The sequence below is a fragment of the Planctomycetota bacterium genome (assembly GCA_038746835.1).
In the GTDB taxonomy this organism is placed as follows: domain Bacteria; phylum Planctomycetota; class Phycisphaerae; order Tepidisphaerales; family Tepidisphaeraceae; genus JBCDKH01.
The window spans coordinates 1-12514 of the sequence record JBCDKH010000103.1 but is presented as its reverse complement, the minus strand read 5'-3'; the positions used below and the strand labels follow the sequence as shown (position 1 = coordinate 12514).

Below are 12514 nucleotides of genomic sequence, written 5' to 3'. Positions count from 1 at the left end.
TCCAGCCCGTAGACGGCCTGCTCCAGCTTGAGGTTGGCCTCCGCATCCTGGAGCACCTCGCTCACGGCGTCGGCCACCTCGTCGAATCGCCAGTGCACTTGGAGCGACACTATCGCTCAGCCGGAGATCGCGAAGACGCAAAGCGGCGAAGGGGGACGCTAAGGCCTGGCGAAGAGCGTTCTCTTCGCGTGTGCCTTCGCGTCATCGCGCCTTCGCGATCTCTGTGGCAGTCGAGCCCAGCGTCTCACGCAGCTCGCCGGCGTCATAGATACCGGTGAGTTTCCGCGGCGATGATTCACCGGGCAGGTACACCGCCGTGAACGGGATGGCTCGCGCCGGATTCAGCTCCGCCAGCAACGGCCAGCCGGGGGCGTCGCGTTTGGTCAGGTCGGCCTTGACGAGTGCGACGCCTTGCTCGCCCAGTGCGTCCATCTGGTCCTGCGTGCCGAAGACGAGTTGCTCGATTGTCTGACAGTTCGCACACCAGTCGGCGGTGAACTTGACCACGACCGGGCCGTCGACCTGCAGGGTCGCGATGTCGGCATCGGCGAACTTCACCCAGCCCGTCGGCGGATTCGCCAAGCGGTAAGCCAATGGCAACGTCCCGCCGCCCAGGAGCAGTGCGATCACGCCCGTCCCAACGACGGCGTTCGTCTGTTTGAACCGCACGGCCGACGCGACGAGGAACAGCCCGCACGCCGCAATGCACGCCCAGATGACCCACCAGACCTCCGGCCCACGCAGCACGTCGGGCAACAGCGGCCGGACGAAGTACGCGGCCACCGCGATCAGGATGAACCCCGTCGCCTGCTTGATCGCCTCGCTCCACTGGCCCGACCGCGGGAGACTGCTGGCGACCTGCGGGAACGCACTCAGTAGCAAATACGGCGAGGCCATCCCGGCACCGACGAAGATGATCGTCACCACGCCGAGCCAAGCCGGCTGAGAGCCCGCCCAGACCAGGACGGCCAGGAAGAAGCCGAATGTGCAGGGCGTGCTGAGGATCGCCGTGAACGCACCGGCCGCAATGTTGCCAACCGTCGCCGACCGGCCCGACTTGATGTTGGCTTCGGCCGAATAGACCCGGCCGGGCAGCATGATCGTGAAGAGCCCGAACTGGTAGGCCGCCGCGACCAGCAGGACGATCGTCACGCCGGCAGCGAAGTACGGGTTGCTGAAGATCTCGCCCCAGCTGATCGCCTTGAAGACGAAAATCAGCATCGCCAGCACCGCGAAGGTGAGCACGATGCCGAAGCTGAACGCCGCCCCGTGGGCGAGGCACTTGGCTCGGCTGTGCTGGGCGGTCTCGTAGAAGCTGATGATCTTCAACGGCAGCACCGGCAGGACGCACGGCACGATGTTGAAGAAGATGCCGGCGACAAAAGCGAACAGCAGCACAGCAGCCGGCCCGAGTGTCGCCAGGTCGATTGTCCAGCCGAAGAGGTCGAACGCCTGGTCCGAAGACGTCGCCGTCTCGGCCGTCGAGGCATCGATCGGCTTCAGGTCGCTCCACGTCGCAGGGTCGAAGTCGGCAAACAGCTCCGTGTTCGCAGGCACTGGCTCGCCAACGGGAAGCGTGACCGACCAGGCCACGTCCTCGGGTGCGAGGCAGGTTTGATCGTCGCAGACCTGCAGCGTCGCGATGCCGCTGATCGTGACGCTGCCCTCGACATCGGGCGCGAGTTCGAGCGGAACGTAGTGGACGGTCCGCCCCGAGTAGACGCTCATGTCGCCGCCGGTCTCGGGTGAGATGAGCGGGTAGTTTGCGATGTACCCGTCGGCGTAAGTCGGGGCATACGCAGTGAAAGCGTCACCCTCGTCGACGGCGATTCGGAAGGGGATCAGGTTGTCGGTCAGCGGCTCGTACGACTGGGCGTGCCAGCCGTCAACGACGTCGAGGACGACGGCCACGACGACCTGCTGTCCCGGCTCGACGACGTCGAAGTTCGCCTCGGCGGCGAGGGTCGACTTGGGCGTGTTGTCCGCGGGCAGACTGCCGCCGAGCAGTCCCAGATCACCCGCCTGTCCCGCCGCTGGCAGGGCCAGCAGGAGCAGGGCGATGACCGTCGTAAGGCTGTAGCCGAGGACGCGACGCATACGGTGCAAGGTTAGCGCGACACCATGCCGCGCCTGAACAGCACCCTCAGAACGCCACGCCGTTGCAGCTTTCGAAGAGAACCCAGTACGGCCTGCGTGCCGCCGTCCGACTCGCGGTATTGCATCCGCGTGGCACCTACGCCCAAAGTCGCGATCTTGCGGATTCGGAGCAGCTGCCGACGAAGTTCCTGGAACAGGTGCTGCTGGGTCTGCGCCGGGCGTCGCTGCTTGAGAGCAAGGTCGGCAGCGGCGGCGGCTATCGACTGCGGCGGCCACCCGAGGAGATCACGGTCCGGCAGGTGCTCGAGGCCCTCGAACCGACCGACGAAGCCGACGCCGTCCCGTCAACCGTCGGCGGAAGGGCGGTCGAAATGGTGGCAGAGCAGCTTGCTCAGCAGCAGAACACGCTCTGCGACGAATGGACGCTGGCCAAGCTTGCCGAAGACGCGGCGCAAGTGGCTGGCGCGGGCGAAGCGATGTATCACATCTAACCGTCGGCCGAAGTGCCGCTACCCGACCCCATGAGCCCCCTCCAACGCCATCCGTCCAATCCCGTCCTGGCCCCGGCTGACATTCCGTACGAGGCAACGCTCATCTTCAATGCGGGCGTCGTGAAGCTTCAGGGGAAGTACGTCTGCGTCTTCCGAAACGACATCGGCGAGGTCGGCAAGGCCAAGTTTCGCGGAACCAACCTCGGCCTCGCCACCAGCGACGATGGCGTCTCCTGGAGCGTCGATGCCGAGCCCTGCATCGGAGTCGACTTTGCTCGCGAACTGCTCCGCGACTTCTATCCAGACCGCGATGTCCACTACGAAATCCTCCGGTTCTACGACCCGCGGCTGACGGTCATCGAGGGACGCGTCCTCATGTGCTTCGCGGTCGACACAAGGCACGGGCTCCGCGGCGGCATGGCGTGGACGGACGATTTCCAGAAGTGGGAGGTCGTCCACCTGACGGCACCGGACAATCGAAACCTCGTGCTCTTCCCGGAACGCATCGGCGGCGACTACCTGCGGCTGGAGCGGCCGTTCAACTCGTACGGCGGGGGCCTGCTGGGTGCGGACCTGTTCAGTGTCTGGCTCAGCCGATCGAGCGACATGCGACGGTGGGGCGACACGCACCTGGTCCTTGCCGCGCAGGATGTACCCTTCGCCAACGACAAGATCGGCCCGGCCGCGCCGCCGGTTCGTACGAAGCAGGGCTGGCTCACCACCTTCCATGCGGTTCACGTCGACGACACGCTCGGCAAGCGTGGCTGGGAAGACCGCTGGACCAAAACCTACTACGCCGGCCTGATGCTGCTCGACGGCGACGACCCGTCGCGTGTCATCGCGATGGGAAAGGAGCCGCTGCTGGTCCCGGAGACGCCCGAGGAACGTGACGGCTTTCGGAATGACGTCATCTTCCCGGGCGGAATGCTGCTGGAGGACGACGGCGAGGTCAAGATCTACTACGGCGCTGCAGACACCGTCGAGTGCCTTGCGACGGCACACGTCGACGACTTGCTGGCGTGGCTGCACGCGTCGAAGTGATCCGTTTTCGCGGTCAGGACGAGACGTCGACGCCGGGCACACTGCCGGCGACCCGGTCGAGGATGGGCGTGGCTTCTGACATCGAGAGACGTCCGCCCGGCAGCGGCCATCGACCGTGGACGCCGTGGCGTTCGAAGGCGAGGCGAACGTCGTCCGATCGCCACACGCTCAGCGTCCCGAACCACGCGATGGCCGACCACGGCACGAGTTGACGCTCGCCGAACCGACGCCCGCCGTCGACGAGCTCAATGCCCGCAGCCGAGACCGTGAACGACCTCGGCCGACGCCATATCGCCAGAGCGAACAGGGCCGCCGACGTCATCGCGAGCAGACCCGATGCGACCTGAATCACGATCCAACCGGAGCCCAACAGCCAGAGCCCACCGGCAGCGCCGGCAGCGGCAAGGCCGGTCCCGACGGTTCGCCAGCGTCGATCGGCCGTGTTCCCGCTGGCCCAGATATCACTGCCGGTTGTCACGATCGTGCCCCGGAATCGACGGACACGTCCCAACGCGGCTCGTCGAACCAGCGTCGAATGACGTCTTCGGCCGGCTTGTTTTCCGGCGTGTATCCGCGATCGTCCGACCCGCCGTCGCCGGGCGGCCACTCCCAGACACTCATGCCGCCCAGCCAGGACGTGCCGTGCCACGACTGCCAGAATCCCTGCCAGAGCCGTGACTGCAGCTGCAGGTCGATCGGCACCGGTTGCGTGTAGTCCCAAGGCTCGGCGACGGCGTTGCTCAGGCTGCACCAGCCGACTTCCAGGAAGATCAGCGGCCGGTCGACACGCTCGACGAACGTCGCCAGATTCGCCTTGATCGGCCGCCAGTTGCCGGTGATCTCCTCGACGTCGGCATCGCGATCGTCGCCGAGCGTCCAGTAGCTGTTCATGCCTACCAGATCGAGTTTCTGCCAGAACGGGACCTTCTGATAGTGGTCCCAGTTGCTGCTGTAGGTGAGCAGGCCGCTAAATCGCTCGCGACAGAAGGCGATGGTCTCCTGCCATTCGTCGGCCTGGCGTTCGCTGCTCAACAGCTCGCTGCCGACAACGAAGACGTCCACGCCGTTGCCCTCGCAGATCCAGAGGAAGTGTGCGAGAACGTCCCGGTACGAGTCGAACCACTTGCCCCACGACTCCGGCGACAGCGTGCCACGCCACTCGTCGGCCTTCGGGTCATCGACGAGCACGATCGGCATGAAAATCACGTCCAAGCCGCGGCTGTCGGCGTGACGGAACAGCTCGCCGAGCTGATCGGGCGTTGGCGTGCGTCGCATGTCGAGGTAGATCGAATTGCTCTGCCCGTCCTCCTGCCGCGCGTCGCACACGATCTTCACGGCCGTCGCGCCAAGTTCGGCGGCCTCGTCGATGCTGACTTTGTACCGATCGATCCAGTCGGTTCGCTGCACCTGCATACCGACGGCCAGGATCGGCAGCAGACCCTCCGGTGCGGCCTTGGTCAGGCTGACGCGCGACATGTTCGGCTGGTCGCCGGACGCACCAGCTGTCGAGCTGTCGGCCCCGCTCATCGAACAACCAGCAGCCGTCGCGTAGGCGGCAACTGCCAGCACCATCAGCGTTGCCACAAGTCGGCCGGGCAGCCTGGGCAAGTCAGTCGACCGCATCGCATCCATGGCCCAACCCTATTCGCACCTCGCTCGCGTCGCAGGGATCGATGAGTCGGGTGCGGTACGATGGAAGCGTGGACCTCATTGCTGTCGTGATGTCGCTGCCGATCGTTCTGGCCGGGGCGTGGTATGCCTTCAACGCGGGGAGCATTCGCAGTCTCGCGGAGATCGACGGCGAGCGGGCCAACGCCATCCGCGTCCGACTGCGTCGCGTGAACGGCGCGGTGATGCTCGTGCTGGGCTTCGTCTTCTACTTCGTCATTGCTCGCACACGAGCCCTTGGCGACGAATCGGCCGGCGGGGCGGGTTGGCTGCTCCCGCTGGCGGTCCTCTCGATCGTTCCGCTCTTCCTGCTCATGCTGCTACTCGTCTGGCTCGACTGGCGCATGACGCGACGGCTCCGCCGCGGCTTCGGCCTGGCGGGCGTGCTCGTCACGATGCTCACCATCACCGGCTGCGGTGACGGCGGAGCTCTGTCTGAGACCACCGCCTCCGACGAGCCACCCCCGTCCCCCGCGTATGTCCCGACGACGCGTCCAGAGCCGCAGAACCTCCCGACGGCCGATGTGGTCATCGGCGATCGCACGTACACCCTGATGGTCGCCGACGATCCCGACGAGCGAGCCACCGGCCTGATGCACCGCCGTGAAATGGCGGACAACGAGGGCATGATCTTCCTCTTCAAGGAGACGACGCTGCGGAACTTCTACATGAAGGACACCTACGTTCCGCTCGACGTGCTGTTCCTCGACGACGAGGGGCGACTGATCAACGTCGACGAGGGTCGGCCGTTGGACGATCGTCCGACCATTCGCAGCGACGCTCCAACGCGCACGGTCATTGAGCTGCGTCGTGGGCAAGCCGACGCGGCTGGCATTCAAACGGATGACGCGATCGACATCGCGCCCGCGCTTGAGATCGCCGACGTGCAGTAACGTCGCAGCATGCGACCAGCGATTGAAATCGTCGAGGGCCGCGGCGACATGCCGATGGTCCGCGTTCGAACCGACCTCGCCGAAGCCGACGTCTACCTCCACGGCGCTCACGTCACGCACTTCAAGCCAGCCGGCGGCGCCGATGTGCTGTTCGTCAGCGACAAGGCAATCTTCGACGGAACCAGCCCGATCCGCGGCGGCATTCCGATCTGCTTCCCCTGGTTCGGCGGGAACGGACCGTCCGCAGACGCGCCCTCGCACGGATTTGCCCGCACGGCCGCGTGGTCGCTCGTCGACCTCGCGCAGAAGGACGGCGAAGCCACCATCCACCTACGCCTGAAGAGTGACGACGCCACACGACGTTGGTGGCCGGTCGACTTCGCATTCGATTACACAATCCGCGTCGGCCGATCGCTCAACATCGACGCCGCCGTCACGACCGCGTCGCCGGCATCGTTCGAGCTGGCGTTGCACAGCTACTTCCGCGTACACGATGTCGCGTCGACCACGCTGAAGGGCTTTTCCGGCGGTCGGTACATCGACCAGCTCGACGGCAACATGACGAAGGACCAGCCCGAAGAGCCAGCCATCGTCGGTGAGGTCGATCGCATCTACCAGGGACACACATCCGACGTCACGATCAACGACGGTCATCGCACAATCACGATCGCCAAGACTGGCTCGACCAGCACCGTCCTCTGGAACCCGCACATCGCCAAGAGCCAGCGGACACCGGACCTCGGCGACGACGAGTGGCCCGGCTTCCTCTGCGTCGAGACCGCCGCCATCGGTGAGGGCCGAATCGACTTACCCGACGGCGATACGCACAAGATGACGCTTTCGATCACGGCGTCGTGACGACGACGTTGCCCTCGTCGTCGACGTGGCAGTCAAACGTCGCGACACGTCCCTTGGCGTCGTAGAGCCCCTTGCCGGTCACGACGTCGAACTCCCAGCCGTGCCAGGGACACTTGAGCACCCGGCCGTCGAGTGCCTGCTCGAAGGTGTGCGTCTCGCCGGGGCCGTGGGTGTTGCCGACCTTACCTCGGCAAAGCGGCGCTCCGAAGTGAGGGCAGACGTTCTTGAGGGCGTAGTACGTGCCGTCGACGTTGAAGACGCCGATGCCCTGGCGACCGTCGTCGACGATGACGCGATGTCCCGGCGGAATCTCGTCGGCCGGGCCAATGACGAGCTCCTTGCTGCCCCGGCGTACGGGCTTGCGTCCCTCGTCGATGATCCGAAACGCTTCTGCGACCTCGCCGACGGACTGACACGAGCGGTCGATCGTGTCGACGTCGGCCGCGTAAGGGTTGCCTTCGTTGCCGAAGGTGTTCAGCGTTTTGCCTGTACCCGAATCACTCACGCCGCCACCGCCTCGGGCTGTCGAGCGGTGACTTCTTCACGCGACGGCAGGCCGTACAGCTCGGCCGCGTTGTCGTAGAAGATGCGGTTCTTCAGTTCATCCGGCATTGATTTCGGGAAGACCCGGTTCGGGTCGTCGAAATCCCAGTGCGGGAAGTCCGTCGCGAACATCACCGTCCGATCGGCGTGGACCATCTCCAGCAGCGTGACAAGGTCCTGTCCCTTGTCCGGCTCTTCCAGTGGCTGGGTTGTCAGCCGAACGTGGTCCCAGACGTACTCGCTCGGTCGGCGCTTGAGCCACGGCGCCGTCGAACGAAGGCCTTTGAAGTTCTTGTCCATTCGCAGAGTCGTGTGGATCGCCCAGAAGATGCCGCCCTCGCACAGGATGACCTTGAGCCCGGGGAACTTCTCGAACACGCCTTCGAGGACGAGGCTGACCAGGTGCGACTGGTAGACGATCGGGATAAGCGTGTGCCACTCGAAGTAGCTGCCGACGCGGCCGATGGGCGTCACTGAGTTGTTGACGCCTTCCTGACCCGGATGAAGACAGAACGGCAGGCCAGCGGCGGCGATTGCTTCGTAGATCGGCCAATACCGACGATGACCGAGCAGGTCACGCTGTTCGCCGCTTGCAAGGACCTGGACGTACCGCGAGTCGCCGGCACACCGTTCGATCTCGGCAATCGCGCCCTGCGGATCGTTCATGTTGACGCAGATGCTGCCGCGGTAGCGGTCGTCGGCGTCGAGCCACTGCTTCTGCCAGCGGTTCCACGCCGTCGCGATGCCCGTACCGACGTCAATCTGGTTGACGACGCTGGCCTGCATCCCGGGCGACTGGAGGATCGCGTACGTGATGCCGTAGCGGTCGAGATGGTCGCGTGCCGTCGCGTGCGGGTCGAGGCACTCTGCATCGAGTCGGTCCGCGCTTCCGGCCGGATTGGCGTAGCCGGTGGTCGGCGCGCCGCCGAGGTTCTGTCGAAGCGCCTCGCGAATCTCGTCAGGAATGTGCGGCCCGAGCGGAAAGGCTTCGGACGCCTTGGGGTGGACGTCGCTGTCGACGATCAGCGTGCCCGCCGACTTGCCGTGCGGTGCTCGGACGCCCGTTGAACTCAGACTCGCCGCTGAGTGCGGCGTGACCGTCTGTCGCGTACCATCTTGTCGCATGTCTGCTCAATCTAAACGAAAACCGAGCCATGCCAAGGACTCGGCTGACGCAATCTCTATCTATTTGACGCATACGGCCGGCGGTGCGAGTTACCAGACGCACGCCCGAGGCGCAGCCGCGCCCGCAGGTGTGCTTCTGGTCGCGCTCATCACGTTCAAACTGACCCGACCACGTCCGCATCGGCACGAGTCGGAGGCGCAGTGCCTCGTCGTACTCGATGGCAAGCTGTCAGTGAACAGGCCAGACGCGCGGTTGGAGTTGACACCAGGCCAGGCTTGCTGGTTGCCCGCGGACACGCTGCACGATGTCATCAGTCACAACGGATCGGCGACACTGCTCGACCTCCGACTCACGCCCGAAGCCGCCGCAGGCGTTGCCTCCGACGGCCTCGTGACCATCGATCGAGAGCTTCTGCAGCAAGCAATCGACGTGGTCGCAACCGCCGCCAATCGATCGGCCGGCGTCATCGACGAGCTGGAAACGGCCACGCTCGTCTGGGGCCAGCTCGTGCCGCTGCTTGCACGTCCGACCGTCGACGCTGAAGACACGGACGCTCGGCTCCGACTGGTCGAGCGGCACATCCGTTCCCATCTCGACGACGATCTCGACGTCACAGCCCTCGCACGGGTCGCCGGGCTCAGCCGTAGCCAACTGACCCGCCTTGCGACCGACACCTGGCAAGTCGGCCCTGCCGAGTTCGTCCGCCGCGTCCGCCTCGACGAGGCCCGCCGACTCCTGCGCCAGACGGCCATGAGCGTCAAAGAAGTCAGCCACGCCTGCGGCTTCGCCTCGCCGAACCACTTCAGCCGCGTCTTCACCACCCACTTCAGCCAACCGCCGACGGCGGAGCGTGCGTCATGACGTACGCGTGGCGTCGAGGTCACCGGAGCTGCAGCACCTCGTCGAATCGGCCTGCGAGTTCGCGAACGGTGGCGTCGGGATTGTCCTCGAAAAGATCCTTCTCGGACACTCCGCCGTCATGATCGCCGTCCTCGCCGGCAATCCATAGTCGCAAGGTGTCTTTGTCGTAGCCGATCGGCTCGCTCCGCGTCGACGCGTCATGGGGAACGCTCGGCACGTAGTCCGGCACGAGTGCGTCGAGCGTGGTGGGGTAAGCCCCGTCGTGATCATGCTGATACAGACGAACCGCCAACGCCACAGCCGCCCGTTGCTGGCGTGCCAGTGTCTCGAAGTGGACGCGACCGGCACGCCCCCACGATCCGACAAACATGCTTCCGATTGGGAAAGGCCTCGTCCATGTCGGGTCGATGGAGAGGTCCTCGTCTGGCGGAACGGACTCGACCCATTGCGGCCCCGTCTTAGCCGTGAGACCCGTGGCGGTGTGCAGCATGTGGCGGAGGAACCTTGCAACCTCCAGATCGAAGAAAGGCCGGAGGATCAGCTGGAGCGGGAGGCGAACGAAACCGGTAGTGACTCTTGCAGAACGTTCGACGAGAGATTGCAGCCGATCACGCACGGTCACGGACAGGAAAGCGTCTATCGAGCCGATGCCCATCTCCGTCTCTCCGAGCAGACTGTTCCGCAGCGACCGTTCGACGAACGTGTCGTCCTGCAAGCCCTCGATCAATCGACGCAGGTCGGGCTCGGACACCTGGCCCGCGCCGCTGCCGATCTGATCCGGATCAAGGAAGACCACGACGTGCTCGACGAGATCGAGCGCGTCCCGCCGGCTTCCGAGCCCCACCATGCCGGTGACGAGATAGTCCGAGCTGGTCATGGCATCGGCCTGGCCGAGAATGACGCGGGCATCGCGAAGTGCGTCGTCTACCCGCAAGTCACCAGAGGCGAGAAAGCCCCGATATTGCAGAGCCTGCGACAGGCTCCGCTGCGCGTTCAGCCATGGGAGCAAGTCATCGAACGGCATCGTCTGACCAGTCGGCTTGACAACAAACCAGCGACCGGCCGGCCAATGGTCGCGCGTTAGTGCGTCGTAACGGTCGGCCACTCGATCCATCACGCCGAGTGCCGACTTCTGCGACGCGACCGCCTTCTCGTAGACCCGCCGGTGGTGATCCGGCAGTGGATCAGTCGACGGATCCCACTTCGGAAGGCCGCCATCGCGTTCGGACAGTCGGACGGCTTGCCAAGCTACGGACTCTTCTTCCAGAAGTCCGCCGATGATGATGAGCTCGGCCGCCGTGTTGTACTCGATCTGGTCGGCGGTTTTGCCGTCTGCGTTCAGCAGTCCGGCCCGCTCGGCCTCGGCGACGGCTCGGCTCCGCTCCCACTTGGCATACTGCCCAAAGAGGAAGTGCCCGCTGCCAAGCACGAGCAGCAGCGAGAACGCCAGCAGCACGCACAGCGTTTCCAGACCCAAGAAGCCGCGTCGCATGGATGGACGGTATCGCGATTCCCGCACCGACTCCGGCACGTCACGGAGTGGTGGCTTGCTCCGATCACCCTCGTAGACTCGCGGCCCATGAGCATTCTGGTCAACGCCGACACCAAAGTCATCTGCCAAGGCATCACCGGCTCCGCCGGCGCGTTCCACACCAAGGGCTGCCTCGACTACGGCACGAAGATGGTCGGCGGGGTCACGCCGAACAAGGGCGGACAAAAGGACGACAATGGTCTGCCGATCTTCAACACCGTCCAGGACGCGGTCGACGGCACCGGGGCCGACGCGACGATGATCTTCGTCCCGCCGCCGTTCGCGGCTGACGCGATCATGGAAGCGGCCGACGCGGGTGTGAAGCTCATTGTCGCCATCACCGAAGGCATCCCGGTTCTCGACATGGTCAAGGCCAAGGAGTACCTCCAAGGCTTTCCCGACACGCACCTCATCGGCCCGAACTGCCCCGGCGTCATCACGCCCGGCGAATGCAAAATCGGCATCATGCCCGGCTACATCCACAAGCCCGCGAAGGACGCCGAGAGCGGCAAGAAGGTCGGCATCATCAGCCGATCGGGCACGCTGACCTACGAGGCTGTCTGGCAGTGCGGCAACAAGGGCATCGGCCAGACCACCGCCGTCGGCATTGGCGGCGACCCGGTCAAGGGTCTCAACTACATCGAGCTGCTCCAGATGTTCCAGGACGACCCGGAGACCGACGGCGTCATCCTGATCGGCGAGATCGGCGGCACCGACGAAGAGAACGCTGCCGCGTGGGCCAAGGAGCACTTCACCAAGCCCCGCGCCGCCTTCATCGCCGGCCGCACCGCCCCTCCCGGCAAGCGCATGGGCCACGCCGGCGCCATCATCTCCGGCGGCGAAGGCGACGCCGAATCCAAGCTCGCGGCACTTCGCGCCGGCGGGTTCGAGGTGAGCGAATCGCCCGCCACGATGGGCGACGCGATGGCCAAAACGCTGGGTTTGTAAACCGGCGATCGCGTACAATCACGGCATGCCGTTGCTCGACACGCCCACGCAGCCGCCGACGCGTCGGCCATCGCTGCCGGAACGCATTCCAGAATTGCAGAACGGCGACCGCCTGTCGCACGAGGAGTTCATGCGGCGATACGAAGCGATGTCCGGCGTCACAGCCGAACTCATCGATGGAACCGTCTACATGGCCAGCCCCGTACGACTCGAACAGCATGGTGAGCCGCACTCGAGCATCGTCGGTTGGCTCGTCGCGTATAGAAGCCGGCATCCCGATGTTCGGCTAGGCGACAACGTCACGCTCATCCTCGGTCGCGACACGGACCCGCAGCCGGACGCTTGCCTGCTCCTGCCGGAGTCACGTGGCGGGCGGGCCAAGCTCGTCGATGGCTACGTCCACGGCCCGCCAGAGCTGGTCGTCGAGGTTGCTGCCAGCACGGCCAGCCTCGACGCC

13 protein-coding genes are annotated in these 12514 nt (G+C 65.3%); 7 read left to right on the top strand and 6 right to left on the bottom strand.

The features are described from left to right. Positions 1-201: 201 nt before the first annotated feature. Positions 202-2097 carry a cytochrome c biogenesis protein CcdA gene (locus AAGI46_10945; protein ID MEM1012720.1) on the bottom strand — a complete coding sequence of 632 codons (1896 nt, stop codon included), beginning with the start codon at positions 2095-2097 and terminating at the stop codon, positions 202-204. Between the two features lie 62 nt (positions 2098-2159). Here AAGI46_10945 and AAGI46_10940 point away from each other — a divergent pair, with 62 nt between their 5' ends. Together AAGI46_10940 and AAGI46_10935 are read left to right on the top strand one after the other, a co-directional pair. Further along, a complete protein-coding gene (locus AAGI46_10940; GenBank protein MEM1012719.1) occupies positions 2160-2588 on the top strand; it encodes an Rrf2 family transcriptional regulator in 429 nt (142 codons plus the stop codon). Positions 2589-2618: 30 nt separating this feature from the next. Then, positions 2619-3629, top strand: a complete 1011-nt coding sequence (locus AAGI46_10935) for a glycoside hydrolase family 130 protein (protein MEM1012718.1) — start codon at positions 2619-2621, stop codon at positions 3627-3629. A 13-nt stretch (positions 3630-3642) separates the two neighbouring features. Here AAGI46_10935 and AAGI46_10930 read toward each other — a convergent pair whose 3' ends face one another. Together AAGI46_10930 and AAGI46_10925 are read right to left on the bottom strand one after the other, a co-directional pair. Beyond that, positions 3643-4107: a hypothetical protein gene (locus tag AAGI46_10930; protein MEM1012717.1), complete on the bottom strand. Its 465-nt coding sequence runs from the start codon at positions 4105-4107 to the stop codon at positions 3643-3645. After that, the gene (locus AAGI46_10925; protein ID MEM1012716.1) at positions 4104-5261 is read right to left on the bottom strand and encodes a hypothetical protein; all 1158 of its coding nucleotides are present in this window, start codon (positions 5259-5261) and stop codon (positions 4104-4106) included. The genes AAGI46_10930 and AAGI46_10925 overlap by 4 nt, the downstream gene beginning before the upstream one ends. A 68-nt stretch (positions 5262-5329) precedes the next feature. Here AAGI46_10925 and AAGI46_10920 point away from each other — a divergent pair, with 68 nt between their 5' ends. Next, positions 5330-6190 carry a DUF192 domain-containing protein gene (locus AAGI46_10920; protein ID MEM1012715.1) on the top strand — a complete coding sequence of 287 codons (861 nt, stop codon included), beginning with the start codon at positions 5330-5332 and terminating at the stop codon, positions 6188-6190. Positions 6191-6199: 9 nt separating this feature from the next. Continuing rightward, positions 6200-7048 (top strand): D-hexose-6-phosphate mutarotase, encoded by an 849-nt coding sequence (locus AAGI46_10915; protein MEM1012714.1) that lies wholly within the window; start codon positions 6200-6202, stop codon positions 7046-7048. Here the strand turns inward: AAGI46_10915 and AAGI46_10910 are convergent. Together AAGI46_10910 and AAGI46_10905 are read right to left on the bottom strand one after the other, a co-directional pair. Then, the gene (locus AAGI46_10910; protein ID MEM1012713.1) at positions 7035-7553 is read right to left on the bottom strand and encodes a Rieske (2Fe-2S) protein; all 519 of its coding nucleotides are present in this window, start codon (positions 7551-7553) and stop codon (positions 7035-7037) included. The genes AAGI46_10915 and AAGI46_10910 overlap by 14 nt on opposite strands. After that, positions 7550-8716 (bottom strand): amidohydrolase family protein, encoded by a 1167-nt coding sequence (locus AAGI46_10905; GenBank protein ID MEM1012712.1) that lies wholly within the window; start codon positions 8714-8716, stop codon positions 7550-7552. The genes AAGI46_10910 and AAGI46_10905 overlap by 4 nt, the downstream gene beginning before the upstream one ends. Here AAGI46_10905 and AAGI46_10900 point away from each other — a divergent pair. Further along, on the top strand, positions 8715-9578 hold the full coding sequence (locus tag AAGI46_10900; GenBank protein ID MEM1012711.1) for an AraC family transcriptional regulator: 864 nt from the start codon (positions 8715-8717) through the stop codon (positions 9576-9578). The two genes, AAGI46_10905 and AAGI46_10900, sit on opposite strands and share 2 nt — an antisense overlap. A gap of 19 nt (positions 9579-9597) precedes the next feature. Here the strand turns inward: AAGI46_10900 and AAGI46_10895 are convergent, their stop codons facing one another. Next, positions 9598-11070, bottom strand: coding sequence for a hypothetical protein (locus AAGI46_10895; protein ID MEM1012710.1), 1473 nt, complete (start codon positions 11068-11070; stop codon positions 9598-9600). Between the two features lie 87 nt (positions 11071-11157). On the opposite strand from AAGI46_10895, the gene sucD reads away from it, so the two are divergent. Further along, on the top strand, positions 11158-12057 hold the full coding sequence (gene sucD, locus AAGI46_10890; protein ID MEM1012709.1) for a succinate--CoA ligase subunit alpha: 900 nt from the start codon (positions 11158-11160) through the stop codon (positions 12055-12057). 25 nt (positions 12058-12082) lie between these two features. Beyond that, a partial coding sequence (locus tag AAGI46_10885; protein MEM1012708.1) for a Uma2 family endonuclease occupies positions 12083-12514 on the top strand: 432 nt, incomplete at its 3' end.

What these genes read in the sequence shown, in the direction of transcription:
- AAGI46_10945 (MEM1012720.1), bottom strand. Translation starts at nt 2,097, where the DNA reads ATGCGTCGCGTCCTCGGCTACAGCCTTACGACGGTCATCGCCCTGCTC.
- AAGI46_10935 (MEM1012718.1), top strand. Translation starts at nt 2,619, where the DNA reads ATGAGCCCCCTCCAACGCCATCCGTCCAATCCCGTCCTGGCCCCGGCT.
- AAGI46_10925 (MEM1012716.1), bottom strand. Translation starts at nt 5,261, where the DNA reads ATGGATGCGATGCGGTCGACTGACTTGCCCAGGCTGCCCGGCCGACTT.
- AAGI46_10915 (MEM1012714.1), top strand. Translation starts at nt 6,200, where the DNA reads ATGCGACCAGCGATTGAAATCGTCGAGGGCCGCGGCGACATGCCGATG.
- AAGI46_10900 (MEM1012711.1), top strand. Translation starts at nt 8,715, where the DNA reads ATGTCTGCTCAATCTAAACGAAAACCGAGCCATGCCAAGGACTCGGCT.
- AAGI46_10905 (MEM1012712.1), bottom strand. Translation starts at nt 8,716, where the DNA reads ATGCGACAAGATGGTACGCGACAGACGGTCACGCCGCACTCAGCGGCG.
- AAGI46_10895 (MEM1012710.1), bottom strand. Translation starts at nt 11,070, where the DNA reads ATGCGACGCGGCTTCTTGGGTCTGGAAACGCTGTGCGTGCTGCTGGCG.
- sucD (MEM1012709.1), top strand. Translation starts at nt 11,158, where the DNA reads ATGAGCATTCTGGTCAACGCCGACACCAAAGTCATCTGCCAAGGCATC.